The sequence below is a fragment of the Pseudomonas sp. NPDC086251 genome, from assembly GCF_044746405.1.
Taxonomy (GTDB): domain Bacteria; phylum Pseudomonadota; class Gammaproteobacteria; order Pseudomonadales; family Pseudomonadaceae; genus Aquipseudomonas.
Window position 1 is genome coordinate 103,967 of record NZ_JBIVBY010000024.1, and the last position, 8,250, is coordinate 112,216.

The 8,250-nt window shown below is 61.2% G+C and carries 9 protein-coding genes; 8 read left to right on the forward strand and 1 reads right to left on the reverse strand.

Going from position 1 to position 8,250, the window contains the following annotated elements; all coding sequences use genetic code 11:
- The first annotated feature begins 20 nt into the window (after window positions 1-20).
- A complete protein-coding gene (locus ACIPL2_RS25040; protein ID WP_401360816.1) occupies window positions 21-1,022 on the forward strand; it encodes a diguanylate cyclase domain-containing protein in 1,002 nt (333 codons plus the stop codon).
- A gap of 166 nt (window positions 1,023-1,188) precedes the next feature.
- On the opposite strand, the gene gcvA is transcribed toward ACIPL2_RS25040, so the two are convergent.
- The gene (gene gcvA, locus ACIPL2_RS25045) at window positions 1,189-2,112 is read right to left on the reverse strand and encodes a transcriptional regulator GcvA (protein ID WP_401360818.1); all 924 of its coding nucleotides are present in this window, start codon (window positions 2,110-2,112) and stop codon (window positions 1,189-1,191) included.
- 109 nt (window positions 2,113-2,221) lie between these two features.
- Between gcvA and ACIPL2_RS25050 the strand changes: the two genes are divergently transcribed.
- From ACIPL2_RS25050 to lysS, 7 genes are all read left to right on the forward strand, one after another.
- Window positions 2,222-2,995 carry an SDR family NAD(P)-dependent oxidoreductase gene (locus ACIPL2_RS25050; RefSeq protein ID WP_401360820.1) on the forward strand — a complete coding sequence of 258 codons (774 nt, stop codon included), beginning with the start codon at window positions 2,222-2,224 and terminating at the stop codon, window positions 2,993-2,995.
- Between the two features lie 11 nt (window positions 2,996-3,006).
- On the forward strand, window positions 3,007-3,354 hold the full coding sequence (locus tag ACIPL2_RS25055) for a carboxymuconolactone decarboxylase family protein (protein WP_401360838.1): 348 nt from the start codon (window positions 3,007-3,009) through the stop codon (window positions 3,352-3,354).
- 66 nt (window positions 3,355-3,420) lie between these two features.
- Window positions 3,421-4,071, forward strand: coding sequence for a cupin domain-containing protein (locus tag ACIPL2_RS25060; RefSeq protein WP_401360822.1), 651 nt, complete (start codon window positions 3,421-3,423; stop codon window positions 4,069-4,071).
- Complete coding sequence (locus ACIPL2_RS25065) at window positions 4,058-4,726, forward strand: SDR family NAD(P)-dependent oxidoreductase (protein ID WP_401360824.1); 669 nt, start codon at window positions 4,058-4,060, stop codon at window positions 4,724-4,726. Before ACIPL2_RS25060 ends, ACIPL2_RS25065 begins: the two co-directional genes overlap by 14 nt.
- A complete protein-coding gene (locus ACIPL2_RS25070; protein ID WP_401360826.1) occupies window positions 4,726-5,820 on the forward strand; it encodes a flavin monoamine oxidase family protein in 1,095 nt (364 codons plus the stop codon). Before ACIPL2_RS25065 ends, ACIPL2_RS25070 begins: the two co-directional genes overlap by 1 nt.
- Window positions 5,821-5,902: 82 nt before the next feature.
- Window positions 5,903-6,998, forward strand: a protein-coding gene (gene prfB / locus ACIPL2_RS25075) for a peptide chain release factor 2 (RefSeq protein WP_401360828.1) whose coding sequence is annotated in 2 segments (ribosomal slippage) — window positions 5,903-5,974 and window positions 5,976-6,998 — 1,095 coding nt in all. Because the reading frame shifts where the segments join, the coding sequence is not laid out codon by codon here.
- Between the two features lie 109 nt (window positions 6,999-7,107).
- The coding region (lysS, locus tag ACIPL2_RS25080) for a lysine--tRNA ligase (RefSeq protein WP_401360830.1) at window positions 7,108-8,250 on the forward strand (1,143 nt) is incomplete at its 3' end.

The window sequence follows — 8,250 nt, forward strand, 5'->3', positions numbered from 1 at the left end:
TAGTACTCAGGTGACTGCACATGAATGACTTACAGATCGACGGCTTCAAAACCGACGAAAACGCCGCGATGGTGTTATTGGTGGACGATCAGGCGATGATCGGCGAGGCCGTGCGACGGGGGTTGTCGAACGAAGACAACATCGACTTCCATTTTTGCGCCGATCCGCATCAGGCCATCGCCCAGGCGATCCGCATCAAGCCGACGGTGATCCTTCAGGATTTGGTGATGCCCGGTCTGGACGGTCTGACGCTGGTGCGCGAGTACCGCAACCACCCGGCGACCAAGGACATTCCGATCATCGTCCTGTCGACCAAGGAAGACCCGCTGATCAAGAGCGCGGCGTTCGCGGCCGGGGCCAACGATTACCTGGTGAAACTGCCGGACAACATCGAACTGGTGGCGCGCATCCGCTATCACTCGCGCTCCTACATGACCTTACTGCAGCGTGACGCGGCGTATCGGGCGTTGCGGGTCAGCCAGCAGCAGTTGCTCGACACCAACCTGGTGCTGCAACGCTTGATGAACTCGGATGGGCTGACGGGGCTGTCGAACCGCCGGCATTTCGATGAATACCTGGAACTTGAGTGGCGACGCTCGCTGCGTGACCAGAGCCAATTGTCGTTGCTGATGATCGATGTCGACTACTTCAAGTCCTACAACGACAGCTTCGGCCACCTTGAAGGCGATGAAGCCTTGCGCAAAGTGGCCACCGCAATCCGAGACGCCAGCGCCCGACCTTCCGACCTGCCGGCCCGTTACGGCGGCGAAGAATTCGCCCTGGTGCTGCCCAATACATCGCTGGGCGGCGCCCGGCTGGTGGCGGAGAAACTGCGCCAGACCGTAGCGGCGCTGAAGATCCCGCACATTTTTCCGGTAGAAGGTTCGATCCTGACCATCAGCATCGGCTTGTCGACCATGACCCCACAACCGGGCGCCGATTGCCGTCAGCTGATCTCGGCGGCGGACAAAGGGCTGTACCTGGCGAAGAATAATGGGCGTAATCAGGTCGGTATCGAATAATCCACTAACGAACGACGCTCCCTCTGTAGCAGCTGTCGAGCTTGCGAGGCTGCGTTCGAGGACGCAGTCCTCGCCAACCCTGCACGCGCGGTTCGCCTGAAAAACCGCGTTGTCGGGTTCTACGACGGCTGCGCCGCCGAACGCAGCCTCGCGGGCTCGGCAGCTGCTACGAGCGTTGCATGTTGGCGGCCTCTTCCAGCACCCAATCCCGAAACGCCGCAATCCGCGGTTTCGCCGCGCATTCGGGTCGATAGACCACGTAGTACGCCAGGTCGATCGGGCAGGTCAGGTCGCCGAACGGACGCACCAGGCGACCCGCCGCCAGATCGTCGCGCACCATCTCGCTACGCCCTAACGCCACGCCTCGACTGTCGATAGCCGCTTGCAGCACCGCCGCCGAATTGTTGATGCGCAGGCCATGTTCGGCGTCGATATCGGGAAAACCGGCTGCATCGAGCCAGGTTCGCCAAGTGGGAAATCCGCTGTTCTGTTCCATCGTCAGGTCGTGGAGCAGGGTGTAGCGCGACAGGTCAGCAGGTTCCAGGAGCGCGGGTGACTGATCCCGCAATGACTGCGAACACACCGGATATATCTCCTCATCCATCAGCCGTACAGCGGTCAAACCGGGCCAGATACCGGCGCCGTAACGCACGCCGACATCGATACCATCCACCAGAAAATCCACCGGCCGCTGATTGGTATCGAGCCGCAAGTCAGTGTCCGGATGCGCCTGTTGGAAACGCTCGATCCGCGGCAGCAGCCATTTGGCGGCGAACGCCGGGCTGACGGTGACGGTGAGTACGCCGCTGTCGGACGCGTCCTTGAGTCGCGACAGGCCCATGCTCAATCGATCGAACCCGGCGCGAATGTCGGGCAACGCCGCGCGCGCCGCGTCGGTCGGCACCAGTCGGGTGGTGCCGCTGTTGGCGCGATGAAACAGCGGCACACCCAACCACGCCTCCAACACCCGCACCTGCTGCCCCACGGCTGCGGGTGTCACGTTCAATTCCGTTGCCGCTTCGGAAAAGCTCTGGTGTCTCGCCGCAGCTTCAAAGGCCCTGAGTGCATTGAGGTAGGTTGGGTATTTCATGGTTTTCCATTAAAGATTTTCTTTATCGGATTCAAAGATTATCTGGTTTGTCGGGGAATGTCGCGAGGCAGAAAATCAGCACTCTTCTGCACTCCCAAAGGATCATTCCATGTACGACTTTTCTTCGAAGGTTGCCATCGTCACCGGTGGCGGTTCAGGTATCGGCAAAGAAGTGGCCGAGCAATTGGTCGCTGCCGGCGCATCGGTAGTGATTGGTGGCCGTGACAAGGCGAAGTTGGCCCAGGCTGCCGACGCCATTGATCCAAGCGGTGCGCACGTGCGTTTCGTCGCTGGCGACATCGCTGACCCGGCCACGGCCAAGGCACTGGTGGATGAGGCGATCCGTGCGTTTGGCGGTGTCGATATCCTGGTCAACAACGCCGGGGTGTTCAGTCCGAAACCGTTCCTTGAAGTCGATGAGCGTGAGTACGACGGCTTTCTGGACATCATTCTCAAGGGCAAATTCTTCATGGCCCAGGCCGCGGCCCGGGCGATGCAATTGCGCGGTGGCGGCGCGATCGTGCAGACCGGCTCGCTGTGGGCGTTGCAAGCCATCGGCGCGACCCCGTCGGCGGCCTATTCCGCCGCGAATGCCGGCGTGCATGCCTTGACCCGCAACCTCGCCCTCGAACTGGCCTCGCTCAATATCCGCATCAACACCGTCGCTCCGGCGGTGGTAGAGACCCCGGTGTACGGCACCTTCATGACTGCTGAACAGGTCAAGGAAACACTGCCGACTTTCAACGCTTTCCACCCGTTGGGGCGCAATGGCCAACCGGCGGATGTGGCGCAGGCGATCCTGTTCCTGGCGTCGAACCAGGCTTCGTGGATCACCGGCACCGTGCTGCCGGTGGACGGTGGCGTTACTGCCGGTCGCAACTGAAAAGGGGAGTGATCAACATGATGGACTGGAACGGTTACAGAGAGCAGTTGCTGGCCCGGGTCGGCGACTTCGCCAAGCTGAGTCCGGATACGATTCGCGGCTTGCAGGCGATGGACGGTGCCGGGGCCAGGACCGGGCATCTGGACGCCAAGACCCGCGAGTTGATCGCGCTGGCCGTCGGCGTGACGACCCGCTGCGACGGTTGTATCGCGGTGCATACCCAAGCGGCGGTCAAGCATGGCGCCAGTCGTGAGGAAATCGCCGAGGCACTGGGGGTTGCGATTGCGTTGAACGCCGGCGCGGCGGTGACGTACTCCGCGCGCGTGCTGGATGCCCACGCCGCCCTCGGCCATCTGTAAACCCAATCCCCTGTGGGAGCGAGCAGGCTTGCTCCCACAAGGGGGCAGGTTGGACGGGAGAAAGCTATGCACATCAACGCCGATTTCTCACAACGAGTCATCATTCGCCCCGAACAGTTCCACTGGACCGCCTCGCCACTGCCCGGCGTCGAGCGGGTCATGCTCGATCGCATCGGCGGCGAACACGCCCGGGCCACCAGCCTGGTGCGGTATGCGCCGGGGGCCTCGTTTACCGCGCACTCCCATCCGGGTGGCGAAGAAATCCTGGTGCTCGACGGGGTGTTTTCCGATGCAGACCAGGACTATCCGGCGGGCACTTATCTGCGTAATCCGCCGGGTTCGGTGCATGAGCCGTCGAGCGCTGCCGGGGCGCTGCTGTTCGTCAAACTGATGCAGATGAAGCCAGATGAACATCAACCGATTCGGCTGAAGGCCTTTGATCCGAATGGCCCCACACCGACGCAGTGTTTGTTCGACGACCAAAACGAGCGTGTCGATCTGATCTCTCTGAACGCGTTTGAGGAATACAAACATTCAATCGTCGGCGTCGGCGTCGAAGTGTTGGTGCTCAAAGGGCAATTGTCGGATGAGTGTCCGCCGCTTACCTGGCTGCGTTTGCCGGCCGGCGGTCGGGCGCGGTTTTGCGCTGGCGCCAGCGGGGCAGTGTTCTATCTCAAGTCAGGCCATTCGAGGTGCGTGAGTCATGAACAACACTGAAAATAAACCCCTGATGGTGCTGGCCGGTATCGGTGAAGGCCTCGGTACAGCGCTGGCGGCGCGGTTTGCCGAGGGCGGTTACCGGGTGGTCGGTCTGTCGCGCTCGGCTCGCGAATGGCCGCTGCCCGGCTACTTTGCCATTGCGTGCGATCTGACGAAGGAAGCTGAAGTGAAGGCGACATTCGAGCAAATCGAGCGGCAACATGGCGTGCCTGAGGTGGTGATTCATATGGTGGGCGATTTGTTGATCGCGCCCTATCTGCAGCTGTCGGCCGCGGCTTTCGAGGGCGTTTGGCGCTCAATGGTGTTGTCGGCGATGTTGGTGAGCCAGCAGGCTGTCACGCGAATGCTGCCGGCGGTGCACGGAACGTTGCTGTTCGCCGGAGCCACCGCCAGTCTGCGTGGCGGCGCCAGGTTTGCTGCCTTCGCTTCGGCCAAATTCGCCTTGCGCGGGCTGGCGCAGTCACTGGCGCGCGAGTTCCATTCTCAGGGTATTCATGTGGCGCACGTGATACTCGACGGGCTGATCGGCGATGCGGATGGCACAGAGCTGGACCCTGTCGCGCTGGCGGAAAGCTTCTGGATGTTGGCCCACCAGCCACACTCGGCCTGGACTCATGAACTGGATCTGCGTGCGCAACTGGAGCGTTTTTAATGAAGCGGACTCAGGTGATTATCGTCGGTGCGGGCCTGAGCGGCTTGTACGCGGCCTGGCTGTTGGCCCGGTCGGGCGTGGATTTTATCGTGCTTGAAGCGCGTGATCGGGTGGGCGGGCGCATTCTGTCGGCCCGCTCATTTGATCTCGGCCCGTCCTGGTTCTGGCCGGATTTCCAGCCGCACATGACGCGCCTTGTCGGGCGACTGGGTTTGCGTACCTTCGCGCAACCGGTTGAGGGCGACATGCTGGTTGAACGCTTCAGGCTTGAGCCGCCGCAGCGATTGGCCGGGTATCCGTCGGGTAATGAATCGATGCGAATTGCCGGTGGCACCGGGATGTTGGTCGAGGCGTTGGCCGGTACGCTTTCCGGTGGCCACTTGCTTCTGAAGCATCGGGCGGTTTCGGCGCGGCAAGTGGAAGGAGGCGTTGAATTGGCCGTTCAGAATGCTATCGGCGAGGAAGTAGCATTTGAATGTGCCCATGTGATGCTCGCCATGCCGCCACGGATCATCGCCCAAACCGTTTGCTTCGAGCCGCCGCTGAACCCGGTCGAGCAGCAACGCTGGGTCGATACGCCGACCTGGGTGGCGCCCCACGCCAAATACGTCGCGGTCTACGACCAGGCGTTCTGGCGTGACGACGGCCTGTCCGGCATGGCGCAAAGCATGGTTGGCCCGCTGGTGGAAATCCATGATGCCTCCAGCGGAACGGGCGGGGCGGCGTTATTCGGGTTTATCGGATTGGCAGCGGCTTCGCGGCGCAACGTGGGCGAGGACGCGCTGATGCAGCAATGTCGTGCCCAGTTGGTGCGGCTATTCGGCGCCAGGGCCGCCACGCCGCATGCCGAGTTCATCAAGGACTGGGCGGCGGACGAGTTGACAGCGACCGGTGCCGATCAAGTGGCAGGCGCTCACGGGGCAAGCGCTACGGGGATGTCCGGGGTCCAGGGCGGTTGGTCGCCTTACCTGTCCCTGGCCGGCAGCGAGGTGGCGCGTGAGCAGGCCGGGTACATGGAGGGCGCGCTGGAAGCGGCGCAATGGGCTGTCAGCGAGTGGCAAGCATCATCGCGCGCCCAAATCATTCGCCCCTAAAGCCGCCAGGCGGGCTGCCGTGACAGCCTGATTACGGTATACTCGCCGGCTTTCAAAAGTTCGCCAACGAGTGCTGCCCGCCATGGAAATCAACCCGATCCTTAACAGTATCAAGGACCTGTCCGAGCGCTCCGAAACTATTCGGGGGTATCTTTGACTACGATCAAAAGCATGAGCGTCTGACTGAAGTCAATCGCGAGCTTGAAGATCCGAATGTCTGGAACAACCCGTCGTATGCTCAGGAACTGGGCCGCGAGCGGTCCCTGCTGGCGCAGATCGTCGAAACCCTCGACGAAATGCACACCGGCTTGGCCGACGCCAAAGAATTGCTGCTGATGTCCGCCGAAGAAGAAGACCAGGCTGCCGTCGATGACGTCGCGACCGAAGTCGAGCGTCTGCGCGAATCCCTGGAAAAACTCGAATTCCGTCGCATGTTCAGCGGTGAAATGGACGCCAACAACGCCTACCTGGATATCCAGGCCGGCTCCGGCGGTACCGAAGCCCAGGACTGGGCCAACATCCTGCTGCGCATGTACCTGCGTTGGGCTGACAAACGCGGTTTCGACGCGACCATCATGGAACTGTCGGCCGGTGAAGTCGCCGGGATCAAGGGCGCCACGGTCCACATCAAGGGCGAATACGCCTTTGGCTGGTTGCGTACCGAAATCGGCGTGCACCGTCTGGTCCGTAAAAGCCCGTACGACTCCGGCAACCGTCGCCACACCTCGTTCTCGGCCGTGTTCGTGTCGCCGGAAATCGATGACAACATCGAAATCGACATCAACCCGTCGGACCTGCGCATCGATACCTACCGCTCCTCGGGTGCCGGTGGTCAGCACGTAAACACCACCGACTCGGCCGTACGGATAACGCACGTACCGACCAATACCGTGGTCAGCTGCCAGAACGAACGCTCCCAGCACGCCAACAAAGACACCGCGATGAAAATGTTGCGGGCGCGCTTGTACGAGCAGGAAGTGCAGAAACGCAACGCCGCCTCCCAGGCCCTGGAAGACACCAAGTCGGACATCGGCTGGGGTCACCAGATTCGCTCTTACGTGCTCGATGCGTCGCGGATCAAGGATCTGCGCACTAACATCGAACGCAGCGACTGCGACAAGGTGCTCGACGGCGACATCGACGAATACTTGGTAGCAAGCTTGAAACAAGGGCTCTAAGGCACGCGCTACAGGATCGACGGACTCCGCGATCCTGTAGGAGCGAGGCTTGCCCGCGAACCCTGCCGCCAGGCAGGGGCAACGAACCTGTGATGGAATATTTAAAGACATGAGCGACCTAGAACTCGACCCGCAAGCCCTGCAACAGGAAGAAAACTCCCTGATCGCCCTGCGCAAGGAAAAGCTGGCTGCCGAGCGCGCCAAGGGCAATGCCTTCCCGAACGACTTCCGCCGCGAAAACTACTGCGAAGACTTGCAGAAACAGTACGCGGACAAGACCAAGGAAGAGCTGGCAGAGGCTGCAATCCCGGTCAAGGTTGCCGGTCGCATCATGCTCAACCGTGGCTCGTTCATGGTGATCCAGGACATGACCGGTCGCATTCAGGTCTACGTCAACCGTAAGACCCTGTCCGAAGAAACCCTGGCCTCGGTGAAAACCTGGGACATGGGCGACATCATCGCCGCCGTTGGCACCCTGGCGCGTTCCGGCAAGGGCGACCTGTACGTCGAAATGACTGAAGTGCGCCTGCTGACCAAGTCCCTGCGTCCGCTGCCGGACAAGCACCACGGCCTGACCGACACCGAACAGCGCTACCGCCAGCGTTACGTTGACCTGATCGTCAACGAAGAAGTGCGCCAGACCTTCCGCGTACGTTCGCAAGTGATTGCGCACATCCGCAGCTTCCTGATGCAGCGTGACTTCCTGGAAGTGGAAACGCCGATGCTGCAAACCATTCCGGGTGGCGCGGCGGCCAAGCCGTTCGAAACTCACCACAACGCGCTGGACATGGAAATGTTCCTGCGTATCGCGCCTGAGCTGTACCTCAAGCGGCTTGTGGTTGGCGGGTTTGAAAAAGTGTTCGAGATCAACCGCAACTTCCGTAACGAAGGCGTTTCGACCCGTCACAACCCTGAATTCACCATGTTGGAGTTCTACCAGGCGTACGCCGATTACGAAGACAACATGGACCTGACCGAAGAACTGTTCCGCGAACTGGCGCAGCTGGTGCTGGGCAGCACCGACGTCCCTTACGGCGACAAGGTGTTCCACTTCGGCGAACCGTTCGTGCGTCTGTCGGTGTTCGACTCGATCCTCAAGTACAACCCTGAGCTGACCGCTGACGACCTGAACGACATCGACAAGGCGCGTGCTATCGCCAAGAAGGCCGGCGCCAAGGTGCTGGGCTTCGAAGGTCTGGGCAAACTGCAGGTGATGATTTTCGAAGAGCTGGTCGAGCACAAGCTGGAACAG

Bases quoted from the DNA above. Each gene is read 5' to 3' on its own strand.
- ACIPL2_RS25040 (WP_401360816.1), top strand. From the start codon at position 21: ATGAATGACTTACAGATCGACGGCTTCAAAACCGACGAAAACGCCGCG.
- gcvA (WP_401360818.1), bottom strand. From the start codon at position 2,112: ATGAAATACCCAACCTACCTCAATGCACTCAGGGCCTTTGAAGCTGCG.
- ACIPL2_RS25050 (WP_401360820.1), top strand. From the start codon at position 2,222: ATGTACGACTTTTCTTCGAAGGTTGCCATCGTCACCGGTGGCGGTTCA.
- ACIPL2_RS25060 (WP_401360822.1), top strand. From the start codon at position 3,421: ATGCACATCAACGCCGATTTCTCACAACGAGTCATCATTCGCCCCGAA.
- ACIPL2_RS25070 (WP_401360826.1), top strand. From the start codon at position 4,726: ATGAAGCGGACTCAGGTGATTATCGTCGGTGCGGGCCTGAGCGGCTTG.
- ACIPL2_RS25065 (WP_401360824.1), top strand. From the start codon at position 4,058: ATGAACAACACTGAAAATAAACCCCTGATGGTGCTGGCCGGTATCGGT.